Annotated in this window: 22 protein-coding genes; 12 read left to right on the forward strand and 10 right to left on the reverse strand. The window is 46.5% G+C overall.

The features are described from left to right. The first annotated feature begins 26 nt into the window (after positions 1-26). Together J4N45_RS09360 and J4N45_RS09365 are read left to right on the forward strand one after the other, a co-directional pair. On the forward strand, positions 27-1,436 hold the full coding sequence (locus J4N45_RS09360) for a nucleobase:cation symporter-2 family protein (protein WP_252011101.1): 1,410 nt from the start codon (positions 27-29) through the stop codon (positions 1,434-1,436). Positions 1,437-1,577: 141 nt separating this feature from the next. After that, positions 1,578-2,939, forward strand: coding sequence for an 8-oxoguanine deaminase (locus J4N45_RS09365; protein ID WP_252011103.1), 1,362 nt, complete (start codon positions 1,578-1,580; stop codon positions 2,937-2,939). Positions 2,940-3,042: 103 nt separating this feature from the next. Here J4N45_RS09365 and J4N45_RS09370 read toward each other — a convergent pair whose 3' ends face one another. From J4N45_RS09370 to gcl, 4 genes are all read right to left on the reverse strand, one after another. Further along, entirely contained in the window at positions 3,043-3,657 is a 615-nt protein-coding gene (locus J4N45_RS09370) for a TetR/AcrR family transcriptional regulator (RefSeq protein WP_252011105.1), read from the reverse strand. A 261-nt stretch (positions 3,658-3,918) separates the two neighbouring features. Next, positions 3,919-4,812 (reverse strand): 2-hydroxy-3-oxopropionate reductase, encoded by an 894-nt coding sequence (locus J4N45_RS09375; RefSeq protein ID WP_252011107.1) that lies wholly within the window; start codon positions 4,810-4,812, stop codon positions 3,919-3,921. A gap of 56 nt (positions 4,813-4,868) precedes the next feature. Continuing rightward, positions 4,869-5,645 (reverse strand): hydroxypyruvate isomerase, encoded by a 777-nt coding sequence (hyi, locus tag J4N45_RS09380; protein WP_042472604.1) that lies wholly within the window; start codon positions 5,643-5,645, stop codon positions 4,869-4,871. A gap of 51 nt (positions 5,646-5,696) precedes the next feature. Continuing rightward, positions 5,697-7,484 carry a glyoxylate carboligase gene (gene gcl / locus J4N45_RS09385; RefSeq protein WP_252011109.1) on the reverse strand — a complete coding sequence of 596 codons (1,788 nt, stop codon included), beginning with the start codon at positions 7,482-7,484 and terminating at the stop codon, positions 5,697-5,699. 311 nt (positions 7,485-7,795) lie between these two features. Between gcl and aceB the strand changes: the two genes are divergently transcribed. Together aceB and J4N45_RS09395 are read left to right on the forward strand one after the other, a co-directional pair. Further along, positions 7,796-9,412 carry a malate synthase A gene (aceB, locus tag J4N45_RS09390; RefSeq protein ID WP_252011111.1) on the forward strand — a complete coding sequence of 539 codons (1,617 nt, stop codon included), beginning with the start codon at positions 7,796-7,798 and terminating at the stop codon, positions 9,410-9,412. Positions 9,413-9,496: 84 nt separating this feature from the next. Beyond that, positions 9,497-9,934, forward strand: a complete 438-nt coding sequence (locus tag J4N45_RS09395; RefSeq protein ID WP_128650261.1) for a GlcG/HbpS family heme-binding protein — start codon at positions 9,497-9,499, stop codon at positions 9,932-9,934. Between the two features lie 82 nt (positions 9,935-10,016). Here J4N45_RS09395 and J4N45_RS09400 read toward each other — a convergent pair whose 3' ends face one another. Further along, a complete protein-coding gene (locus tag J4N45_RS09400; RefSeq protein WP_042472598.1) occupies positions 10,017-10,499 on the reverse strand; it encodes a MarR family winged helix-turn-helix transcriptional regulator in 483 nt (160 codons plus the stop codon). 117 nt (positions 10,500-10,616) lie between these two features. On the opposite strand from J4N45_RS09400, the gene J4N45_RS09405 reads away from it, so the two are divergent. The 3 genes from J4N45_RS09405 (at position 10,617) to J4N45_RS09415 (ending at position 12,644) form a co-directional block, all read left to right on the forward strand. Continuing rightward, positions 10,617-11,516, forward strand: coding sequence for a DMT family transporter (locus J4N45_RS09405; RefSeq protein WP_252011112.1), 900 nt, complete (start codon positions 10,617-10,619; stop codon positions 11,514-11,516). A gap of 86 nt (positions 11,517-11,602) precedes the next feature. After that, positions 11,603-11,833 (forward strand): glutaredoxin family protein, encoded by a 231-nt coding sequence (locus J4N45_RS09410; protein ID WP_042472593.1) that lies wholly within the window; start codon positions 11,603-11,605, stop codon positions 11,831-11,833. 64 nt (positions 11,834-11,897) lie between these two features. Then, on the forward strand, positions 11,898-12,644 hold the full coding sequence (locus tag J4N45_RS09415; RefSeq protein ID WP_252011114.1) for a hypothetical protein: 747 nt from the start codon (positions 11,898-11,900) through the stop codon (positions 12,642-12,644). On the opposite strand, the gene J4N45_RS09420 is transcribed toward J4N45_RS09415, so the two are convergent. After that, positions 12,628-13,497: a LysR family transcriptional regulator gene (locus J4N45_RS09420; protein WP_234495821.1), complete on the reverse strand. Its 870-nt coding sequence runs from the start codon at positions 13,495-13,497 to the stop codon at positions 12,628-12,630. The two genes, J4N45_RS09415 and J4N45_RS09420, sit on opposite strands and share 17 nt — an antisense overlap. Before the next feature lie 104 nt (positions 13,498-13,601). Here J4N45_RS09420 and J4N45_RS09425 point away from each other — a divergent pair, with 104 nt between their 5' ends. The 5 genes from J4N45_RS09425 to J4N45_RS09440 all read left to right on the forward strand — a co-directional run bounded on the left by J4N45_RS09425 (position 13,602) and on the right by J4N45_RS09440 (position 17,020). Further along, positions 13,602-14,813: an MFS transporter gene (locus J4N45_RS09425; protein ID WP_252011116.1), complete on the forward strand. Its 1,212-nt coding sequence runs from the start codon at positions 13,602-13,604 to the stop codon at positions 14,811-14,813. Between the two features lie 82 nt (positions 14,814-14,895). Beyond that, positions 14,896-15,456: a DUF1415 domain-containing protein gene (locus tag J4N45_RS09430; protein ID WP_042472588.1), complete on the forward strand. Its 561-nt coding sequence runs from the start codon at positions 14,896-14,898 to the stop codon at positions 15,454-15,456. 133 nt (positions 15,457-15,589) lie between these two features. Further along, on the forward strand, positions 15,590-15,718 hold the full coding sequence (locus tag J4N45_RS27185; RefSeq protein ID WP_286036857.1) for a hypothetical protein: 129 nt from the start codon (positions 15,590-15,592) through the stop codon (positions 15,716-15,718). A 132-nt stretch (positions 15,719-15,850) separates the two neighbouring features. Next, positions 15,851-16,111, forward strand: coding sequence for a hypothetical protein (locus tag J4N45_RS09435; RefSeq protein ID WP_252011118.1), 261 nt, complete (start codon positions 15,851-15,853; stop codon positions 16,109-16,111). A gap of 336 nt (positions 16,112-16,447) precedes the next feature. Further along, on the forward strand, positions 16,448-17,020 hold the full coding sequence (locus tag J4N45_RS09440; RefSeq protein WP_128650266.1) for a nucleoside triphosphate pyrophosphohydrolase family protein: 573 nt from the start codon (positions 16,448-16,450) through the stop codon (positions 17,018-17,020). 87 nt (positions 17,021-17,107) lie between these two features. Here J4N45_RS09440 and btuD read toward each other — a convergent pair whose 3' ends face one another. From btuD to J4N45_RS09460, 4 genes are all read right to left on the reverse strand, one after another. Next, positions 17,108-17,866 carry a vitamin B12 ABC transporter ATP-binding protein BtuD gene (gene btuD, locus J4N45_RS09445; RefSeq protein ID WP_252011120.1) on the reverse strand — a complete coding sequence of 253 codons (759 nt, stop codon included), beginning with the start codon at positions 17,864-17,866 and terminating at the stop codon, positions 17,108-17,110. Further along, on the reverse strand, positions 17,850-18,848 hold the full coding sequence (gene btuC, locus J4N45_RS09450; RefSeq protein ID WP_234495817.1) for a vitamin B12 ABC transporter permease BtuC: 999 nt from the start codon (positions 18,846-18,848) through the stop codon (positions 17,850-17,852). Before btuC ends, btuD begins: the two co-directional genes overlap by 17 nt. A gap of 45 nt (positions 18,849-18,893) precedes the next feature. Then, entirely contained in the window at positions 18,894-19,922 is a 1,029-nt protein-coding gene (locus J4N45_RS09455; protein WP_252011122.1) for a succinylglutamate desuccinylase, read from the reverse strand. Between the two features lie 192 nt (positions 19,923-20,114). After that, complete coding sequence (locus J4N45_RS09460) at positions 20,115-21,914, reverse strand: M3 family oligoendopeptidase (protein WP_252011124.1); 1,800 nt, start codon at positions 21,912-21,914, stop codon at positions 20,115-20,117. Positions 21,915-21,980: the final 66 nt, after the last annotated feature.

The raw sequence follows: 21,980 nt of genomic DNA on the forward strand, positions 1-21,980 counted from the left end.
ATTCATCGCTCTCTAAAGGAATAAGTATGAAACTTCTGTACACCCTGAACCAAAAACCGCCTCACGGCATGACCTTTTTACTGGCCGTCCAACATATGCTGGCCTCTATCGGTGGTATCGTTGCTGTACCATTAATTGTTGGCGCCTCAATTGGCTTACCAAATGACGAAATCGTCTCGCTCATTAACGCCGCCCTCCTTGCATCTGGTATCGTCACCATCGCACAATGCGTCGGTTTCGGTCCAATCGGAATTAAGCTACCTGTTGTTATGGGATCAAGCTTTGCCTTTCTTGGCGTTGCTATCTCCATCGGAAAAGACTCCGGCGTATCCGGCATTATGGGAGCAGCCTTGGTGGGCTCGTTTGTCGTCATATTGGCGAGCTTCTATATGGACAAAGTACGCAAACTCTTTCCAACAGTTGTGAGTGGTGTTGTGGTTACCTTGATCGGACTGACCATACTCCCCGTTGCCATGAACTGGGTTGGTGATGCCCCCGCCGTTAGCAGTGAGTTTGCCACCTTGCCTAAACTGTTTCTTGCCGCTGTATCACTTGGCATTGTGATTGCGGTGTCTGTTTATTGTAAAGGTGCAGTTGCGGCTTCTGCTATTGTCATAGGGCTTGCAGGTGGATACATCGTCGCTCTTTCCATGGGTATGGTCGACCTCAACCAAATAAGCACGGCGGCATGGGTAGGCGGTCCAGAGCCATTTAAGTATGGACTCACGTTTTCAGCCAGCGCCATTGTCAGTATGAGTTTGGTTTATATTGTTGTCATCGCCGAAGCAACGGGTGATTTCATGGCACTCGCAAACAACTGTCACACTAAAATCGATGGTAAAGACCTTAAGCGCGGATTACTGGGTGATGGCCTGGGCAGCACGCTAGCATCCTGTTTAACGGCAATGCCGTTGGCATCATTCAGTCAAAACGTGGGCATAGTGGGTATCACTGGTGTCGCTAGCCGTTACGTTGTTGCAGCAACAGGTGGATTGCTTATCTTGGGCGGATTGTTCCCGAAATTGGCGGCGATTGCAGTCACAATCCCAAAACCAGTATTAGGTGGTGTAGGTTTTGTCATGTTTGGCATGATAGCTTACGCGGGTATTCGTATGCTCATTAAAGCGGCTGATACTAAACGTAACGCCCTCGTCATCTGCGTTGGTTTGGCATCAGGTCTGGCGGTCACGTTTGAACCTCGCTTGCTTCAACACTTCCCTCATGAGCTCTCAAATTTCCTTCATTCAGGGATTACTACCGGAACGATCGTTACCGTGCTTTTGCATCAGTTCTTACCAAAATCAAGCAAGCTTGAAGAGCAAGAAGCGCACGAAGAGAGCCGCGCTATGGTTAAGCAAGAAATTCATGAGCTTCAGCAACAAGAAGAAAACCAAGAAGTATCACAGACAGAGCTGTCTGCAAAAGGCAATAATTAACACTTACTAACAACAAAGTGGCTATAACCGTCGTGCTCTAATACATTGCTTAATCAATGATATAGAGCACTTTTCATCAACTAAAAACTCAAAAAAGACCCTCTTCCCTGAAAAGGCTGAGATGGCTAAGGATTATTATGAATGGAAACCGTATGGATTAAGAATCCACTTGCTATTTACACTGGCACGACAGAAGACGCTGGCGGCGGTATCGTCGTAATTGGCAGTCGAATTGTCGAGCTAGTAGCAAGCAACCAAGAACCCACCACAACCATTACTTCAGTTATCGACGCGTCACAACATGTCGTCACGCCAGGGCTCGTTAATGCCCATCATCACTTCTATCAAACGCTAACCAGAGCTTACCCCGATGCACTTAACAAAGAGCTGTTTCATTGGTTGAAAAGCTTGTATCCAGTATGGGCAAATCTCGACGAAGAGATGATGAGTGTCGCCACCGAACTGGCACTTGTTGAGCTATTACTCTCGGGTTGTACGACAGCCTCGGATCATCACTATTTAATCCCAACTGGCCTTGAACATGCGATAGATTTGCAAGTTGAGGCGTCGCAAAAGCTAGGAATACGAGCCATATTTACTCGCGGTTCGATGAGTCTAGGAGAAGATGATGGCGGACTGCCACCGCGTCACACAATACAAATGGAACAAACCATCGTTGACGATAGCTTGCGCTTAATCAATAGCTATCATCAACGTGAGAATAGCGCGATGACTCAAATCGCGCTCGCACCCTGCTCCCCATTTTCTGTGACCACGGATTTAATGAAAGAGACGGCGCGAATTGCCAAAAATGAATCGGTGATGACGCATACGCATCTTTGTGAAACGTTAGACGAAGAAGATTTCTGTCTTGAGAAATTTGGTATGCGTCCGGTAGATTACCTAGAGGACGTAGGTTGGCTTAATGAGCGCACCTGGTTAGCTCATGGTATCCATTTTAACAGTGAAGAGATTCGCAGACTTGGTAAAGCAGAGGTAGGAATAAGTCACTGCCCTACTTCTAATATGATGCTAGCTTCTGGTATCTGTAAAAATAACGAGCTTGAGAGAGCCGGTGTGAAAGTAGGCTTAGGGGTAGACGGCTCGGCTTCTAACGACGGTTCCAACCTAATAGCGGAAGTTCGTATGGCGATGTATTTGCAACGCCTTCGCTACGGCTCTAACAACGTAACGCACTTTGACGCGCTTCGCTGGGCTACGTCAGGTTCTGCTCGCGCTATGGGCCGCACAGATATAGGCGAACTCGCTGTCGGTAAACAAGCAGATATTGCCATGTTTAAGCTCGATGACATTCGTTTCTCTGGCAGTCACGATCCACTCGCTGCTCTTCTATTGTGTGGAGCTCAACAGGCAGACCGCGTAATGGTTGCAGGCCAATGGCGAGTTCACGATGGTGCCGTCATGGGCGTGGATATGCCACAGCTCATTGAGCGACATAAAGCAGCCGCACTTCGCCTAAGACAGAAAGCATTGAGTATGTAGCTTACTCATAGAGTTAAAACGATAAATATAAGGACACCGCTGCTCCTATTCTATTCACCCCAATAGAGCAGCTGTGTATCACTATCTCCTTTCAAACATGAGCTTATACCCGACTCTTTACACCACACCCTTGAATCACCATCTTGGTCAGAAACGCTGCAGCCTCATCAAAATCGCTGTCTGTTAACTCTGGCTTATCCATTACACTGCAGATCTGCCAACTAAAATCGGCGTAGGTTTGAGTTGCAGACCATATGGCAAACATCAAATGATGTGGTGGCACATCGTCCATTAACCCCTGCTCTGCCCAGTTTGCAAACTTTTCCAATATGAGCTGTGACTGTTGAAATAGTTTGGTTCGAATCCTCTCGGGCAGTACTTTGGCTCCAGACATCACTTCACTGGCGAATACGCGAGATGCGTGAGGGTGATCTCTGGAAATCATGAGTTTTGTTCGAATGTATTGTGTAAGTGCTTCAACAGGATCATCAAGCTCTTCAATAGGCAATGATGCTTCTAGCAGCGGCTGGGTTACAGTTTCAAGGACCGCGTAGTACAACTTATCTTTTGAACTGAAGTAATAGAATACATTAGGTTTAGGAATCTCTGCCGCCTTAGCGATGTCTACCATCTTGGTAGCGGCGTAACCATGTGTGGCAAACTGCTCACTGGCCACTTCAATGATAAGATCTTGATTCTTCCGTCTAATGCGCGACATGCTTGTCCTTACTGTCGTTACTCATGCTTGGTTCATCTTAATGAATTTAAACACTAAGTACAAAGCGTGAGGTGTTGAATTCTGAGCAAGCGCAAGAGATAAAAAATCCCGAAGCCAATACGTTCTGCGCCTGGTTATTGAAGTTTGAAGCCGAAAACTTCTGCGCAGTTTGTATAACTTCGGGAACGCGTATAAAAGGAGACAAAACTACGCGATTTATGCGGAAACTAAAGGTAAAAGTGGCCTCTAACTCAATGAGATTCAATCATTGCGAATCGAGTGACTAGAACGCATTTCAAGCGCTTTAATTAGCGCAGAATGGTCCCAATTCTCTCCACCTTGATCAGCACACTCGTCAAACAAGTTCTGTGCATTTTCTGTATTTGGCAGCGCGACACCCAGCTCTTTTGCGCCCGTTAAGGCGAGGTTGAGATCCTTCTGGTGAAGCGCAATCTTAAAGCCAGGATTGAAACTGCCTTCGATCATTCTCTCTCCGTGTACTTCGAGTATCTTTGAGCTCGCAAAGCCTCCGAGCAGTGCCTGACGCACCCGTGCAGGATCAGCACCAGCCTTCGATGCAAACACCAATGCCTCTGATACCGCTTCAATATTAAGTGCTACGATAATCTGGTTGGCGACTTTACAAGTTTGTCCTGCCCCGCTATCACCCACCAGCGTGATGTTTTTGCCTAACACTTCAAACAATGGTCTGGCTGTATCAAACGCTTTCTGTTCCCCCCCCACCATAATGCTGAGTGTCGCGTTCACCGCTCCAACTTCACCACCCGACACTGGAGCATCGAGGTACTGAGCACCACTCTCTTTGATACGCTTAGCAAATGACTGAGTAGCCATCGGTGAGATAGAGCTCATGTCAATAACCAGCTTGCTGTTACCGTTGGCTAAACCTTGTTCAACACCGTCAGCGTCAAACAGCACTTCTTCAACTTGCGGGGTATTAGGCAACATTAGAATCGTAACATCTGCGATTTCCGTGGCCTCTTTTGGCGAATGACAAACGGTCGCACCATGGGTCACTAGCTCTGCAGGAGGCGGTGTAAAGTGATCAGATAACACCAACTCATAGCCCGCACTTTGTAGGTTTTTAGCCATAGGCAGACCCATGATTCCCGTACCGATAAATGCAACTTTCATAGAATATTCTCCTTAATGTTCCTCGTTCCTGAAAACCTAATAATTTTAAAATCCAGCTACTGAAATTTGTGCAGCCATGAGAGGCCTTGATGTGTGCTCGCCTTTGGTTTGTACTCACATCCAACCCAACCTTGATAACCAAGTTCATCAATATGCGGTAGTAAGAAGTCATAGTTGATTTCCCCTGTACCCGGCTCATGACGTCCTGGGTTATCCGCAAGTTGAATGTGTGCAATACTCGCAAGATTCTTTGATATCGTGGGCGCCAAGTCACCTTCCATAATCTGCATATGGTAGATATCGTACTGAAGAAACAAATTGTCGCTTCCCACTTCATCAATCACAGACTGGGCTTGTTCGGTGGTGTTCAAAAAGAATCCGGGAATATCTCTGGTATTGATGGCTTCAATTACCAACTTAATGCCGGAGGCACGAAGCTGCTGCGCCGCATAGCGAAGATTGATGACTAACGTTGTGTGTGCATCCTGCGTGGTCACTCCTTCGGGTACAATCCCAGCAAGGCAGTTCACTTGAGTGTTTCCCAACACCTTTGCGTACTCGATTGCAGTAGCGACACCGCGTTGAAACTCCTCAATGCGATTTGGGTCAACAGCGATACCTCGATCTCCGCGCTCCCAATCGCCAGCAGGCAAGTTAAAAAGGACTTGCTCTATCCGATTCTCCTGTAACTTTTCCTTGATCGCTTGCGCGCTAAATTCATAGGGGAATAGGTACTCGACCCCCTGAAATCCAGCCTGCGCGGCTTGTTCAAAACGTTCTAAAAAGTCGAATTCGGTAAACAGCATCGACAAATTGGCGGCGAATTTTGGCATTTGACTCTCCTTGATAACCTTAAGTTGAAAACACTATTGCTGTCGTAAGTGCTATTGCTGTTGTGAGTTAAGGTGTGCCATCGCCGTCGGTGCATCACCATCAGTGTCTGCGAGCGGCTCAAATTCATTAATGGCATTGATCTCAGTACCCATGGATATATTGGTCACGCGCTCCAGAATCACTTCAACCACGACGGGCACTCTGTGCGCCGCCATCAATGCTCGCGCCTCAGAAAACGCACTTTGAATATTGGAAGGATCGGTAACGCGAATCGCCTTACAACCCAAACCTTCAACGACCTTCACATGGTCGACGCCATAGCCTTCAACCTCCGGCGAATTCTGGTTTTCAAATGCCAATTGCACGCAGTAATCAATGTCAAATTGGCGCTGGGCTTGGCGAATGAGACCAAGGTAAGAGTTATTCACGACCACGTGTATGTAAGGAAGGTTGAACTGAGCCCCAACCGCCAACTCTTCAATCATGAATTGGAAGTCGTAGTCACCAGAGATGGCCACAACATCACGTTGTGGGTCGGCGACTTTCACACCCAGTGCTGCAGGTATCGTCCAACCTAATGGACCTGCCTGTCCGCAGTTAATCCAATGTCTTGGTTTATAGACATGGAGGAACTGAGCCGCCGCGATTTGCGATAGCCCAATCGTGCTGACATAGCATGTCTCCGGACCAAATGCCTTGTTCATTTCTTCATAGACGCGCATTGGTTTAATCGGGGTGTCGGTGAAGTGGGTTTTGCGAAGCATGGTTGCTTTGCGTTGCTGACATGTGCCTACCCAATGAGCACGATCTGGTAGCAAATCTTTCGCCACTCGCTCTTTCGCGACTTCTACCATTAGCTCTAATGCCGCTTTAGCATCTGAAACAATGCCAAGATCAGGGCAGAACACTCGGCCAATCTGTGTGGGTTCAATATCAATATGAACGAACTTTCGACCTTGGGTATAGACGTCGAGCGAACCAGTGTGTCGATTAGCGAATCGATTTCCGACACCAAATACAAAGTCGGAATCAAGTAAGGTTTCGTTACCATAGCGGTGCGCCGTTTGCAGACCTACCATGCCAGCCATTAGCTCGTGGTCGTCAGGAATAGAACCCCACCCCATCAAAGTCGGGATAACGGGTACCCCAGTGATTTCCGCAAACTGCTGAAGCAAGTCAGAAGCCCCTGCGTTAATGACACCACCACCAGAAACAATGACCGGCTTTTCTGAAGCACTCATCATATCGAGCGCTTTCTCTATTTGCTCACGACTTGCTGACGGCTTATAAGCATCCAAGGGTTCGTAAGTATCAATATCAAACTCAATTTCTGCCAACTGCACATCGAGTGGCAAATCAATCAATACTGGACCCGGACGTCCCGAGCGCATGATATGAAACGCCTTTTGAAACGCACGCGGTACTTGAGCGGGTTCTAATACGGTCGTAGCCCATTTAGTGACAGGCTTGGCAATTGACTCTATATCAACCGCTTGAAAATCTTCTTTATGAAGACGAGCTCGCGGCGCTTGGCCTGTAATACATAAAATAGGGATCGAGTCCGCCGATGCGGAATAAAGGCCAGTGATCATATCCGTACCAGCAGGACCCGATGTTCCTATACATACTCCAATGCTATCTTGTTCTGTGCGTGTAAACCCTTCTGCCATATGAGAAGCACCCTCGACGTGACGAGCAAGTACATGCTCAATGCCACCTAATGCTTTCATTGCCGCATACATAGGATTGATTGCCGCTCCTGGGACACCAAACGCAATGTGCACCCCTTCTTTTTTTAGTACCGCTACTGCTGCTTCTATTGCTTTCATTCTTGCCATTCCAACCCCTCCACTGGATTGTGTACAATTTTCGATCACTTTGTGTACTATGAACCAAAATGGAGCATTGGCAAGCAATAATTTCACATTTTATTCACATAGAGTAGATACACTAAGCAACCACTAACCCCATAAACACTGAAAATAAATACTTTACATAAACTATCTTTACGTAAAAATAATTTCCATATTTCTCTTCGTTAAAATAATGATAAATAGTCTTTGATCATTTGTGTTTTTTCTCATATAAGTAGATATGCAATACAGTTTTGTATACAAAAAATAAAAATATTGTGTAAAGGAGACAGGTAATGACCGTAATCGAAGGAACGAAAATCGCATCGGCGAATCAATTGAACATCATCGGCTCGATATGCAACAGTGACTACGAATCAATATTAAGCAAAGAGGCGTTGACTTTCCTCAATGCGCTAGTCAATCAATTCAGCAGCCGAAGAGACGCGTTGTTAAAGCAGAGAGAAATCAAACAAGCCGCTTTTGATGCTGGAGAATTACCTGACTTTCGCACAGATACGCAATCAATTCGGGACGACAAAAACTGGCGAGTACGCCCGATTCCAGAGCCGTTGCTCGATCGCCGTGTTGAGATTACCGGTCCCGTAGACCGTAAAATGGTGATAAACGCACTAAACTCTGGCGCTAAAGTATTCATGTGTTGTTTCGAAGACGCATCTGCGCCGACCTGGAGCAATATGGTTGATGGTCAAATAAACCTAAGAGATGCCAATCAAGGTACTATCAGCCATTACGATGAAAACAAAGACAAGCACTATACGCTGAATGCAAACCCAGCACTGCTTATCGCTCGTCCAAGGGGTCTTCACCTACCTGAAAAATCGATTCTTTTTAATGGCCAGCCTATCGCTGGGTGTTTGATGGACTTCGCGCTGTATTTCTTCCATAACTACCAATCACGTGCAGAAAGTGGACTCGGTGTTTATTACTACATTCCAAAGCTAGAGAGTATGGAAGAGGCTAAGTGGTGGGATGATGTATTCTCCTTCACCGAAAACTACTTTAGTGTACCAACAGGGACGATTCGAGCGACTGTACTCATCGAGACATTACCCGCTGTATTTCAAATGGATGAAATCCTGTATGCAATGAAAGACCATATTGTTGCCATGAACTGCGGTCGTTGGGATTACATCTTTAGCTACATCAAAACCCTAAGGAATCATAAAGATCGTATCCTGCCCGACCGCCACGGTATTGGCATGGATAAAGCTTTCCTCAATGCGTACAGCCAACTTCTGGTTAAAACGTGCCACGCTCGAGGTGCACTGGCGATGGGTGGCATGTCTGCGTTCATCCCAGCAAAAGATCCGCAAGAAATGGCACGCGTTACAGCAAAAGTTATTGAAGACAAGCAACGTGAGTCCCAAAACGGTCATGACGGCACTTGGGTCGCGCACCCTGCACTTGTCGACTTGGCAATGTCTACCTTTGATAAGCATCTTGGTGGCAAAACGAATCAGCTCGACTTTGTTAGTCCGGACACTGAGATTACTGCTGAAACCCTGCTAAAACCATGTAATGGAACTCGCGATGAAGCCGGCGTTCGCAAGAACATACGTATCGCGCTTTACTACATTGAAGCATGGATCCAAGGTTACGGCTGCGTGCCTATTTACGGATTGATGGAAGATGCCGCAACGGCAGAGATCTCTCGAGCCAATATCTGGCAGTGGATACATCATGGTGTCACGCTCGATGACGGTCAGGTATTTACTGCCGAACTCTTTCACACTTGGCTCTACGAAGAGCTTAGTACTATTCAACAGGAAGTGGGTGATACTCGTTACTTTGCTGGACGCTTTGACGAAACCGCTGACCTTTTCTACGAGCTGTCTACATCGAAACAGTTTGCTAGCTTCCTGACCCTTCCAAGCTATTCCCTTCTTTAGGTTTTGCCGTTTAGCCAACGTAAACAACGTTGGCTAATCCTCCTAGAAGATTTAGCGCAAGCGACTAGACGACGAGGAAACAACATGGGAAGTTTAACTCTTAACCAAGCACTTACTATTATTAACGCCACCTTCCAGGCAGGAAAAACCGACGAATGCGCGCCGTTAACTGCAGCGGTTCTCGATAGCGGTGGCAAGCTCATCTCTCTTCAGCGCCAAGATGGTTCGAGTATGATGAGACCCGATATTGCCATCGCAAAGGCATGGGGAGCGCTAGCGCTTGGTTGCTCGTCTAGGAAATTAGCACAAGATGCCGATGCAAGACCTGCGTTTATTTCAGCAGTTAATGTATTGGCACATGGAAATATGGTACCAGTACCAGGAGGTTTGCTCATTCGGGACAAAGAGCAACAGGTGATCGGTGCAATTGGCGTGAGTGGGGATCTCTCCGATGCTGACGAACGCTGCGCATTAATAGGTATTGCCGCTGCCGATCTATTTAGTGATGAGCTAGCCGCATAACGGATGTACTTCTTCGTTTCCTAGACAGGTGCGAGCGCTATTCTAGGAAACGAGGCACAACCATTAATTCTATTGACCTAAACTACTCGTATTGACTTAACCACACCTTCAGCAACTGATTTGCCTGCTTTTTTTGTGCAGACGTCATAGATTTAACGAGACTTTTTTGCACATCCGCATGCTCTTCAATCAACTTATCAATCAGTATGAGTCCATCTTTTGTGAGTTGCACGGTAACGCTACGACGGTCCTCTTTGCTGTGCTCGCGCAAAATAAGCCCCTTAGTTTCAAGCTTATCAAGACGGTTTGTCATTGCACCCGAGGTCAACATCATAGTGTCAATAAGTTCAGATGGTGTTAATCGATAAGGTTTACCGCTACGACGCAGTGTCGCAAGTACGTCAAACTCTCCGAGTTTTAGGTCATACTTCTTATGCAAATCAGCAACTTTCGTTTCCATGTACTTAGCGATCCGCATGAGTCGTCCCATCATCGCCATTGGGTCTGTATCCAGCTCTGGCTTCTGTTTTGCCCACTGCTCGACCACTCGATCAATCGCATCCATTTCGATGTTTTCCCACTGTCTTATGTCTGTTCAAACTAGCTTAACATAAAGATACTTTACAGGCAGCCCAAAGATCGTTAAAGTGGCGGCAGATATCTTAACGTAAAGATAAATGACATGAATATACTTCTAGCAATGATCCCTGCATTTTTCTGGGGCACAACCTACGCCGTCACGAAGTTCACGCTTCCAGACTGGCCACCAATCCTACTGGGAGCGCTCCGAGCACTTCCGGCGGGCTTGCTATTGCTATTAGTTAAACCGTCGTTGCCTAAAAAAGGTGAATGGCAAGTCTTGTTCATCTTAGGAACGGTCAACATTGCGACCTTCTTCGGTCTCATCTTCGTTATGGCGCAGACTCTACCTTCTACCATATCCGGCGTCGGTATGGTGTCTGTTCCTGTATTCGCTATGTTGTACCAATGGTTAGTCAATAAAAAGCGTCCAAGTTGGGTGCAAACGCTAAGTGGATTGGCGCTAGTATTGTTTGCGTTCTTCTTGTTTTCACCGGGTACTATTTCGCTCAATCCTATTGGCTTAGGGGCTATGCTCGCCGCCATAATGTGTATCGTAGCGGGCAGCGGAATTACTAAGGCATTAGGCAGTCGTATTCACTGGTGGACCATTCTCACTTGGCAGCTGATTTTAGGCGGTGCCGTACTGGGCTTGGTATCAGGCGTTCATGCATCGTTTGAGCCACAGGTTTATCAATCGGTGGTAGCTAACTTCTCAACACAAAACCTCATTGGTCTGCTTTGGGTTGTCGGTCTGAACACAGCACTGAGCTATGGGATGTACGTTTGGTTGCTGCAACGCATGAGTGTGGTTGATTTCACCTTTGGTGGTATCGCTAATCCTATTGCAGGTATCCTTTGCGGTATTGTTCTGCTTGGTGAGTCGTTTACACAAACCCAATACGCGCTAATGATGGGTATGATCGTGATGTCACTCGTACCTCAGACCATTCAAGCCGCCAAACACCATAGACTGCAAAACTTAGCGAAAAATGGTTCTTGATTAAAACCATTGAGATCGAAAGTGGCTTGAGGTTCTAGAGTTAACTACGTACCATACGGCCACTTATTCATTACAGTGCGATCAACATGAAACGACTTGTTCTCTATGTAAAAGACAAATGCCCGCATTGCAAAGATGCACAGCGCTATCTTGATAGCAAAGGCTATAAATATCGCCTCACTAACGCCAAGATGCAGCGTGGCAGAAAAGAGCTTGACGCTATCGGCGCTCGCTCATTGCCTGTTCTTAAAATTGGTGACCGCTATATGATCGGCTGGAACCCAAAAAACTTTGAGCGTATGTATAACAGCAATTAACGCTTTATTTCCTATACTGCCCCTATCACGTGATAGTTATCCTTAACTGAGATGGGGGCGCACTATGCCAAACTGCTTTTACGGACGCTTAGTCGTCACCTTCACTGCCCTCATATCGGCGCTACTAATAAGCAAGACAGCAAACGCAACCCTCCCTCTCGACGAAGCAAGAATTACCAATCAGCGGCTCTACAACCTACAGCTCACAGAGGCCGAGTACCCAGCATTAAACTGCTTGGCGACACAGGTAGGCAATCAAACCTTACTCGTGCCCGCTCATTGTGTGTTTTCAAGCTCAGACTCAACATTCTACCCATTGCGACACCTAAGGCTTACGCCGCTGTTTTCTCAGGATGACAGGTACACCTACGCATCTGTTGTATCCGTAACCACGGATCATCAGAAGCTATCTAACGTCAGCGCAGAAGAAGACTGGGCTATTATAGAAGTAGACGCTGAGTTAGGCTGCCACCAGAACCTGCCAACCTTAATCAATATGGCAAGCAAGAAATGGGACGCTGAGCCCGTTCAAATCGCTGTTCTAGATACAGCACGCGATGTACTGTCTGTTGAGACGTGCTTATTAGATTCCGAAAGCAATGGGAAGCTTTGGCTAACCGAATGCGATGAGCTGAGTGAGATTGTCTCTGGAACCCCAGTTCTTAGCTTAATAGGAGCGAAAACGACGTTAGTTGGATTAGTTACAGACCAAGGTCACGCCAATGAACTCAATCGCTATCAGGTGACATCAATCGAACCCGCTTTACGACGACTAACACCCCAACAGCTCTGCGCTACATCTGCTTTTTAATAAAGTCGATAAAGCTTCGGTCGGCGCGAGACAAATAACCGTCTTTTCGCCACGCTAGCGCCAAGTCGACAAAAACTGGCGGCTCAAATGAAATACCGCGAGTTTCGGGTTCATGCTCGGTGACCAGTTCCAGCAAAGCGGTAATCGCGTACTCATGTTTTACAATCGAGAGAATCATGGGTAGTAAATTGGTTTCAAAAGAGAACTTTGCTTCTATTTGTCTTCTTTTACACTCTTCATCAATAAAGTCTCGATGGAAATAACCTGGCTTAAACATCACCAGTTCTTCGTCAAAAAACTCATCAAAATCCAACGAATCTCTTTGAGCAAAGGCATGATGTTGGCTGACGACAGCCACCATTTCGGAACGAAATATCTGATCAACTTCTAAATCATCAGGCACCTCTTTGTTTCTAATCACCCCGAGGTCAATCTCACCACTGAGTAGCATTCTGCGTATATCTTGCGTGCCCGCTTCGACAACCGTCATTTTAAGATGAGGATAAGCCGTCTTAAATGCCATCACTATCTCTGGGAAAAAGTACGACCCCATCATACTGGGTGTGCCTAGGCGTACTTCACCTTTCAAGAGTCCCTTCATCTCATCCACTGCAAGCTTCGCATCTTCGACCTGCTGCAAGATCTTTCTTGCATGTGGTTCAAGCGCTCTACCTTCTTGGGTCAGGCGAACTTGTTTGTCGAGTCGGGTAAATAATTGAATACCGAGTTGCTGCTCGAACTTGCGAATTGAAATACTCAGTGCAGGTTGCGCAATCATCACGGCTTGCGCAGCGCGGGTAAAGTTCTGATGATCGACAACGGCGAGGAAATGCGTGAGCTGCTTAACGTCCATTATTGATAAAATATATTCAAACCATATTTTTAATATATTTCATTAATCCAAACTGCAATGCTAATTTGATCACATAGTTCACCATTTAGCAGTAAGGCTTCACCGTGATTGAATTGCACTCCCCTCAATATCGACGAATTACTCTCGCACTCGCTTTAGGTTCGTTTCTGGTGTTTTGCAATCTGTATATTTTCCAGCCAATTTTACCTCAATTGAGTGTTCATTTCGGTGTGTCTGAAACCGAGATCAACTGGGTATTCGCAGCCTCTACGCTCGCACTATCATTGTGTCTTGTGCCTTGGGCAATCACCTCTGAAAGTATCGGGCGTCGCTCAGTAATGCTAGGGGGATTGCTGGCTCTGCCTATCATCGGTTATGCGATGATGCTGACTGAAAGCCTGACTGCGATTGTCTTTTTGAGAGCGGCAATGGGGGTCGCTCTAGCGGCATTTGCGTCAGTCGCCGTTGCCTACATGGTAGAAGAACTCTCACCCGACGCCTTCACCAAAGCAATTGGCGGTTACATCGCAGCAAACTCCCTTGGTGGTATTGCCGGACGAGTCGCTGGCGGTATGTTAACCGGCTACTTTGACTGGAAAACCGCGGTGTTTGTTATCGCTACGTTTACCTTAGCGTCGGCGTTAATTGTCGTCGCGATACTACCAAAACAGCAGCACTTTAAGCCGACCAGAGGGCTTTTCTATCATCACAATCGAAGTCTAGTCGCTCATATCTCTAATCCTACGGTATGGATAGCCATGCTGATTGGAGGCATCAACTTCGCTTTGTTCGTTAACCTATATTCAGTTATGGGATTTCGCTTAGTTGAAGCGCCACACAACCTTCCTATCGCCCTAAGTTCACTGATTTTTCTGTGCTATTTGGCCGGAACGCTATCATCAAAACTTAGCGCAAACTGGCGCAAGCGATATCCACCTATTCCTGGGATGGTATTGGGTACATTATTAAGCATGCTGGGTATGCTGGTCGCTTTATTTGAATCCATTCCTGCCATGTTGTTAGGGTTACTCCTCATTAGTGGTGGTGCATTCTTTACTCACACCCTCGCTTATGCATGGGTAAGCCAAAAGGCGACACATGCGAAAGCGACAGCAACAGCGCTTTACTTGGTCCACTACTATATCGGCGGAAGCTTAGGCGGATTTTTCCTACTCTATTGCTGGCAAGTCGGTCGCTGGCCAAGCGTCGTTGAGGGAGGTGCTTTACTCTACGCCGCATTGTTCGGGCTCTGCTACAAGTTATATCAAGTCGATCAACGTAATACGCTCTCAGAGAAGCCCATCAAGCACGCTTGATCATGGCGCCAGCCGCGAGAAACGTTCGCTATCGACCGCTTAGCAGCATATAATTGCCATAGTGTTAAGAGTGGTAAGTGTTATGTCGTTACGTGAAGAAGTAGTAAAGATCGAGCAACAAGTTCAGCAATGGTTAAAAGAGGTCGTGATCGGGTTAAACCTATGCCCTTTCGCCGCCAAACCTGAACGCAATAAGCAAATTAAGACCTTTGTTAGCCTTGCAGACAAAGAGGAAGGGTTACTAGAAGACATTCTTAGTGAACTGATGCTGCTAGAGCAAACAGATGCGCGAGATCTAGAAACCACATTAGTTGTCGTGCCTAAGATGCTGCATGATTTTGTCGATTACAACTTCTTCATCGACTGGGTTGAGGCGTTGATAAAACAAAATGGCTGGGAAGGCATTTATCAAGTCGCGACCTTCCATCCTAACTACTGTTTTGGTGGTGCTGAACCTGAGGATCCAGAAAACCTCACCAACCGTTCACCATACCCCATTTTCCACCTTATTCGCGAAGAAAGTATGGAGCGAGTACTTAAACACTATCCCGATCCAGAGGCGATCCCTGACAACAACATTGCACGTGTCAGTGAACTCGACGAACACGAGCGAAAACGATTGTTCCCTTACTTATTCTCCTAGGCACGATCCGTCATAGTTGCGTTTATCTTCTACTTGCAATAGATAGCGTCAATATTAGGTTGCGATAATGTAGATACTCAATAGGCAAAGCCACTGCTAAGGTAGTAGCATCTATCCGACTATGAGCATCATTATGAAACCTTGGATCAAGTTTATTCCGCTTTGCCTTTTGGTTAGCTACGTGATTATTTATGACGTCGTCGACCAGTACAATCACAGTCAACCCGCTTCACAGCAAACTGTCATCGAGCAAACAAAGTAATTTCGATTAATTGTGGGAATTATCTATCTGGCTTCAGGGTGCAGACGGAACTCTTACATTCCTTTCCTTCCCTAACGCCAGTTCAATTGATAATCTTCACAAATCATTAATAGCCATTAATAAGAACAACCAATGAGTCTAGCGCTCACTATTTTTACTAATATCGGTGACAACGGTGTTGAGTTGGCGAGTTACCAAGCCCCATCTTCATCACATGTACTTGAAGTATGGGACAAGATCCCTCGAGCAAAAGAAGTCACACTGCACTACCTTGTTCTTTTGGAAGATAACGATCATATAGATAGTAAGTTTATCGATGCTAAATACGTTGGGCAGCTACTGGAGATGTGGGGAAATTTTGATAGCTTTTATCAAGAGTTCCAAGAAGGTTAAAAGGCCACCTCGAAAGGTGGCCTTTAAATACGACGACTCGGGACCCTAATCCGAAACGTCGTTTTCCAAAAAGTACGTGTACCTTTTGAAACTGGGAATAAGATGGTTAGCCCTAAAACCGCTCATCTCATCAATATTCGTATCAATAGTGAGCTAATAACCACTCAACCACTTGAATTGTTTAGAAATGTTAACCGTATTCCGACTTTAAAACAATATCTGACATCGCTAATCAGTGTAGTTCAATATCCTAACGCCAAGAAAATGCTCATCGGTGTAGCGAATGGCTTCCCGCTCTGATAGGATCTTGTCACCAATTATCAAACAGCAAAATCGATGAAACTAACCAAACTTACCCAACCGATCTTCGATCACCTATACCGCGACATTACTGAGTTCCGTACTACATTTGATTTGCCTGTGAATGATGCAGAGTCGCTAGATGATGCCGCTGACACTCTACACAGCTCACTGGCTATCGAAGAAATGACCGAACTGGCAGAAGCGGACAGTAAAGTAGAACAAGCGGACGCTATCATCGATTCAGTCTATGTTTTGATGGGTCGTTTGGTTCACCTAGGCGATAGCAAAGTCGAAGATAACGTTGCAATTAGCTATCTAATTGAACTGCTTTTGCACGTAGCTGCCAACCGCGATATCGACTTCATCAAATGCTGGGATGAGATTCACTCTAGCAACATGAGTAAAGTATGCCGTAACGAAAGCGAATACCAAGAAACAGAAGCGCACTACGCTGAGCAAGGTATCAAACTAATGGCGGTGACAAAGGGTGAGTACATCATCGCGAAGTGTGCAGAAGACTTTGTGTCTGAAGCGAAGACTATTCGCAAAGGTAAGGTTTTGAAGTCGGTCTACTACCGCCCTGCTGATCTTTCTCCACTGGTTTAATTGCTAGAGTGAGTTAAGCTGCATTCAGCGAGTCAGCTAAACAAAAAATAGCAAAACGGTCTCTATATTAGAGACCGTTTTTCATTTCTACTCATTGAAGATAAGCAAGGGTTTTCCTTCAAACTCAATCTTTTTAACTGTGGTCTTGTAAACCGAGCTTATGTTCTCTTCCGTCAGCACTTCTTCGCTCGTCCCTACAGCCTCCATTACCCCATTTGCGAGTAGGACTACGTAATCGGCACGTCTTAGTGTGGTATTAAGGTCATGATTCGCCACAATGACCGATGTCCCTTGGCAAGTTACGATATCTATCAGCTCATTTAAGTATTTCTCTTGACCAATATCCAATGGTGCTGCTGGTTCATCTAGAATCAGAACTCGAGCCAGAGGGTTGATCGGACGCCAAATCTGTAAACAACATGCGGCTAGCCGAACACGTTGCCACTCACCACCCGACAAGTGATGGACCGTTCTAGACAACATAGTATTTATATTAAGTAGCTCAGTGATCTCCGCTATCGCTTGATTGAGAATCTCATCTGAACACTGCTTATTGCTGGGGATCGACAACGACAGAAACTGGTAAACGGGCATGTTAAACGCAGGTCGAGCGGACTGAGCAAGATAAGCACGCAGTAAAGCGATATCGGGGAGTGACATTTGAGCCAAATCCAGGTCGCCCACTTTAATGGAGCCTTGATAGCTCATCACACCGGATAACGCAGCGAGCAAGGTACTTTTTCCGCTGCCATTCGGACCAATGATGTGAGTAAGCTTCCCTTCGGGTAATGAGAGGCTAACGGGTAATAAGCGAGTTCCAACCGATAAGTTATGAGCTTGTATCATGGCTTCTTAATAGCATCCATATAAACACTGGCGCACCGATAGTCGTCGTCATAACGCCAACAGGGAGTTCAGCTGAATCAAGAACAGTGCGCGCCAAGATATCTGAAACAACTAGAAGTGCTGCGCCCGTCAATGCAGACAGCGGCAGCAAATAACGATTCTCTGTTCCAAAAGACAAACGAAGCAAGTGTGGCACAACAAGACCAACAAAACTAATCACACCGCCAAGAGCAACGGAGCCGCCTACGAGCAATGAAACCGCTAAAATCAGTTGCCACCGTATGCGCATAACATCGACGCCAAGCTGTTTAGCATGGATCTCGCCAACCATGAGTTTATCGAGTATCGTCCCCTTCAGACACAGCCAAATTCCAACGGGTATCATCACCAGAGTGAGAATATGTTGATACCAACTGACGCCCCCGACGCTTCCCATTAGCCAGTACATGAGCTGGCGAATACTCAAATCATCACTAAAGTAAAACGCCCAAGTAACTACTGCTCCCGATAGTATTCCAAGCGCCACGCCCACCAGCAGCAAACGTGTCGTTGTCAACCTGAGGGTTCTCGCCATCGACACCAAAATTAAAGTAAAGCCTAACGCACCTGCCACGCCAGCCAGCATAAACCCTAGCGGAGTTGCGGCGGCGGGAAAGGCGAATAGGATCAATACCATACCTAGACTTGCCCCTCCCGAAATACCAAGTACACCAGGCTCGGCAAGGACGTTACCTAACAGCACTTGCAAAGATGCCCCCGAAAGAGCGAGCGCCGCGCCAATTGCAGCCGCTGCGAGTAACCTTGGTAAACGCAAGTCGTAAAGAAGCCGAGACTCGAGTGCAGTTTGCGGTGAGAAAGGATTGATGAATATCTCACCCACGGAGAGATGAAGAAAAGCGCAACCTATTAAGACGCCAAACATCACGAGCATAAGCGTGTGCCAGCGTCTCTGGTTTTGATTCAGTAACTGATTGAATTCCATTAGAGAAGCATAACAGCAGCGCGAGAGAACGCCACTGCTTTTCGATTAATCGTAGACCAGCTGGTCATCCTCATAGCGAGTTGCGACATTAACCACCATAAGTGCAGCCCGTTGACCAATCGTAACTTTACGATTTGGGAATACGATCGCCTCGTGATCATTCTTCGCCATTAGAGGTTTATCACCATCGTGACCAAAAACTTCACCATGTTTAAACTCGGTGAAGTTCTCAACGTTATCATCAAATAGGAAGTCGAAGTCATCGTGATGACGCACAATCGTGCGAGAGACGCGATACATGATTGGTGCTTTTGCTAGGTGCTCTGGCTGTTCCGCTGCAAGCAAATCGCGCGTTGCTAAGTCAAAGGCAAGCAGTTTCTCTAGTTCGTTCTCACCAATTCTTGCCACACGACCAAGTTCCATAGTTAATGCTTGAGCGCCGTAGTTTTCTGCAGAGAACCAACTAAACGTGCTTGAAGGAGCGTTAGAGAGCAAAACAGCATCCATATGAGCGCTTGCTACATAGTCAAATAATGCTTTGCTACGAACTGCGTGGCGCGTTTTAGGGCTCACAACAAATGAGTAGTGCTTAGACTCACGAATCGCACAGTGAAGGTCAAGGTGCCAGCGACGCGCTACTGCCGTATCTTGATAGAAAGCCTCTACAAGTTGCTTGAGATGTTTTGCTATCGCCACCTCTCGATTAACCGCACGCTCTTTGTTACCAAATAGTCGATTAAGGTTTTCATCGATAAAACGAGTATGGCGGTTGGTCGCCTCAGGATGAGCAATAATAAAAAGACAGCGCGCCTTAAGCTTCAAAAAGCCCGATGCGATGTCATCGACCATTTTATCAACCAGTTCCATGGGCGCGGTTTCATCGCCGTGGATGCCACAAGAAATGATGATGTGCTCGCTGTCCTCGTCCATGTGACTCGGCGTGACTTCAAGAACGCCACGGTAGCGATGATCTAACTTCACACCGTCTGGTGTGGTTATTGATGTTGCGGTGAATTCAGTTTCGGTTTCTAAAGTATCTTTCAGAAATGATTGGCGAAAAAACGATTTCGTCATGCGCTGCTCCCTATCTAACAGCGGTATGGTAATGAAACAAGACAGAAAATTATACGGATATGATCGCGTTTATCGAAGTAAGTCGCGCTTCTTTGAGATAAAAACTCCAATCTGGTTGAAAAACCCCCAACTTTGGCGCTCTGACACCCTTCTCTGGGTCATGATTTCTCACGACCCAGAGAGGCGAAAATCCTAACTACTCAATTGATTGAATAGGTTCTCAAACTCATCGAGTTTGTCTGACAGTCTCTCCATACTCTCTTGCCAAAACGTCGCTTCGGTCAGGTCTTTATTCATATGCTTGACCACGACATCCTCAGCTAAATACGAGCCAGTATCACGCAACAGAGCAACGTAATCAGCATAGAACTGCTCACCTTTTTGCTCACGTTGAGCATAAACGCCTTGGCTAAACAAGTAGCCGAACAGGTACGGATAGTTATAGAAGCTTAACTCAGAGATACTAAAGTGAAGTTTACTAGCCCAAAAATACGGGTCGGTTCCCTTCATGGAATCCCCATACCAGTCAGCCCATGTGGTCGACATCAAGTCACACAACTGGCTCGCATCCAACTCGCTTTCTTTGCGCGCCTCATAGAAGGCTTTTTCAAACTCGAATCGGACTGGAATGTTGATCGTTAACGCATACGCTGAAGACAGTTCTTCCCACAGCATCTCTAACTTTTCTTCCGGTGTTTGAGCTTGCTCTAACAGGAAGTCTCGGACAATGTTTTCTGCAAAGATAGATGCAGTCTCCGCTAACGTCATTGGGTATTCAGTTCGGCACAGCGGCAAGTCGCGCATTACCCAGTTGTGGAAAGCATGCCCCAACTCATGAGCCAAAGTCAGCAGATCCGAACGACTCCCGCCCCACGTCATAAACACAAGTGGCGTTCGCGTCGCAGCGAGTTTGGTACAATAAGCGCCTAAACGGCGGTTCTCAGAAGGCGCTGCATCTATCCAGCCATTATCAACCATGGTTTGTACAAACTCTGCCATTTCTGGGTTCACCTGCTCGAAAGCCTGTTTGATGGCGTCAATACCTTCAGCAAACTCGTAAACTTTGGCCTCACTGTTGTTCATTGGCGGCATCGCAGCGAGGTGATTCCACGGAGTCATGCTCTCCAAACCGTGAACCTTAGCCATTAAGCGTCCCGCTTTTTGCCCTATATGCTTGTTAGTCTTTGCCACATTCATCATGGCATCTAAGGTATCGCGCTGGATTCGGTTTGCACGCAGGCTTGAGTCCAAAAAGTGCTCTTCTTGCTGTAGTGAGCGCTTTTTGCCTTCATTGTGTCGCCAACCCGCTAAAGCATTCACAATCGCCGCAAACGAAGTCTCATTCGCTCTCATTGCTGCTTGAATGCCCTTCCAAGCGGCTTCTTGTTTGGTGAACTCTCCACCATAAAGAAGACTCGCGGCGGTTGAAAAGCCCACTTGCTCGATGCCATCTTCGCTTTCAATGTCGATCAATAATGAACCCGTGATGTTGTCATATAAACGACCCCACGCGTCTCGACCATCAACTTGCATGGCTGACAAAAGCTGCTCTTCACCAATTGAAAGCTGTGTTTGCGCCTTACGCTGCAACAACTCAATTTGAAACCCCTGCCCTGCAACTGACGGATTGTCATGGTCTAGCACTTGCTCTATGAACGAAACATCCGCAAAAGACAGCGTGTCCTCATAAGGACTGAATGCCTGTTCAAGCTCAGAACTAAGCTGGGCAATACGACCAATCAGTTGCTTTGCTTGTGAGTTTTGAGCATTGGTCGAAGCGTAGCAGTTGGCGAGTGTGTGCACCGTCGCTAACAAGGTACCAGCCGCTTCCATAGTCTGTATCGCATTTTGCATCGCGACAACATGTTGGCGCTCGTCTTTGTGAAGGTTAAGAAGAGAGATAGAGCGTTGGATAAGCTCGATGTCTTGCTCGACTTTTGGGTCATTCAATCCTTTGTAGGCAATAGATAAATCCCAAACCGCGTTTTTCATATGCTTTCCCTAATTCTGTAGTCGCCACTCAAGCGTAATAGATTGGCGAAAAGACTGATGGACAAA

Source organism: Vibrio sp. SCSIO 43140 (genome assembly GCF_023716585.1).
GTDB lineage: Bacteria > Pseudomonadota > Gammaproteobacteria > Enterobacterales > Vibrionaceae > Vibrio > Vibrio maritimus_B.

What these genes read in the sequence shown, in the direction of transcription:
- gcl (WP_252011109.1), bottom strand. Translation starts at nt 7,484, where the DNA reads ATGGCAAGAATGAAAGCAATAGAAGCAGCAGTAGCGGTACTAAAAAAA.
- J4N45_RS09420 (WP_234495821.1), bottom strand. Translation starts at nt 13,497, where the DNA reads ATGGACGTTAAGCAGCTCACGCATTTCCTCGCCGTTGTCGATCATCAG.
- J4N45_RS09440 (WP_128650266.1), top strand. Translation starts at nt 16,448, where the DNA reads ATGAAACTAACCAAACTTACCCAACCGATCTTCGATCACCTATACCGC.
- J4N45_RS09415 (WP_252011114.1), top strand. Translation starts at nt 11,898, where the DNA reads ATGCCAAACTGCTTTTACGGACGCTTAGTCGTCACCTTCACTGCCCTC.
- J4N45_RS27185 (WP_286036857.1), top strand. Translation starts at nt 15,590, where the DNA reads ATGAAACCTTGGATCAAGTTTATTCCGCTTTGCCTTTTGGTTAGCTAC.
- J4N45_RS09360 (WP_252011101.1), top strand. Translation starts at nt 27, where the DNA reads ATGAAACTTCTGTACACCCTGAACCAAAAACCGCCTCACGGCATGACC.
- J4N45_RS09400 (WP_042472598.1), bottom strand. Translation starts at nt 10,499, where the DNA reads ATGGATGCGATTGATCGAGTGGTCGAGCAGTGGGCAAAACAGAAGCCA.
- btuC (WP_234495817.1), bottom strand. Translation starts at nt 18,848, where the DNA reads ATGGAATTCAATCAGTTACTGAATCAAAACCAGAGACGCTGGCACACG.
- aceB (WP_252011111.1), top strand. Translation starts at nt 7,796, where the DNA reads ATGACCGTAATCGAAGGAACGAAAATCGCATCGGCGAATCAATTGAAC.
- J4N45_RS09435 (WP_252011118.1), top strand. Translation starts at nt 15,851, where the DNA reads ATGAGTCTAGCGCTCACTATTTTTACTAATATCGGTGACAACGGTGTT.
- J4N45_RS09395 (WP_128650261.1), top strand. Translation starts at nt 9,497, where the DNA reads ATGGGAAGTTTAACTCTTAACCAAGCACTTACTATTATTAACGCCACC.
- hyi (WP_042472604.1), bottom strand. Translation starts at nt 5,645, where the DNA reads ATGCCAAAATTCGCCGCCAATTTGTCGATGCTGTTTACCGAATTCGAC.
- J4N45_RS09375 (WP_252011107.1), bottom strand. Translation starts at nt 4,812, where the DNA reads ATGAAAGTTGCATTTATCGGTACGGGAATCATGGGTCTGCCTATGGCT.
- btuD (WP_252011120.1), bottom strand. Translation starts at nt 17,866, where the DNA reads ATGATACAAGCTCATAACTTATCGGTTGGAACTCGCTTATTACCCGTT.
- J4N45_RS09405 (WP_252011112.1), top strand. Translation starts at nt 10,617, where the DNA reads ATGAATATACTTCTAGCAATGATCCCTGCATTTTTCTGGGGCACAACC.
- J4N45_RS09410 (WP_042472593.1), top strand. Translation starts at nt 11,603, where the DNA reads ATGAAACGACTTGTTCTCTATGTAAAAGACAAATGCCCGCATTGCAAA.
- J4N45_RS09460 (WP_252011124.1), bottom strand. Translation starts at nt 21,914, where the DNA reads ATGAAAAACGCGGTTTGGGATTTATCTATTGCCTACAAAGGATTGAAT.
- J4N45_RS09430 (WP_042472588.1), top strand. Translation starts at nt 14,896, where the DNA reads ATGTCGTTACGTGAAGAAGTAGTAAAGATCGAGCAACAAGTTCAGCAA.
- J4N45_RS09455 (WP_252011122.1), bottom strand. Translation starts at nt 19,922, where the DNA reads ATGACGAAATCGTTTTTTCGCCAATCATTTCTGAAAGATACTTTAGAA.
- J4N45_RS09365 (WP_252011103.1), top strand. Translation starts at nt 1,578, where the DNA reads ATGGAAACCGTATGGATTAAGAATCCACTTGCTATTTACACTGGCACG.
- J4N45_RS09370 (WP_252011105.1), bottom strand. Translation starts at nt 3,657, where the DNA reads ATGTCGCGCATTAGACGGAAGAATCAAGATCTTATCATTGAAGTGGCC.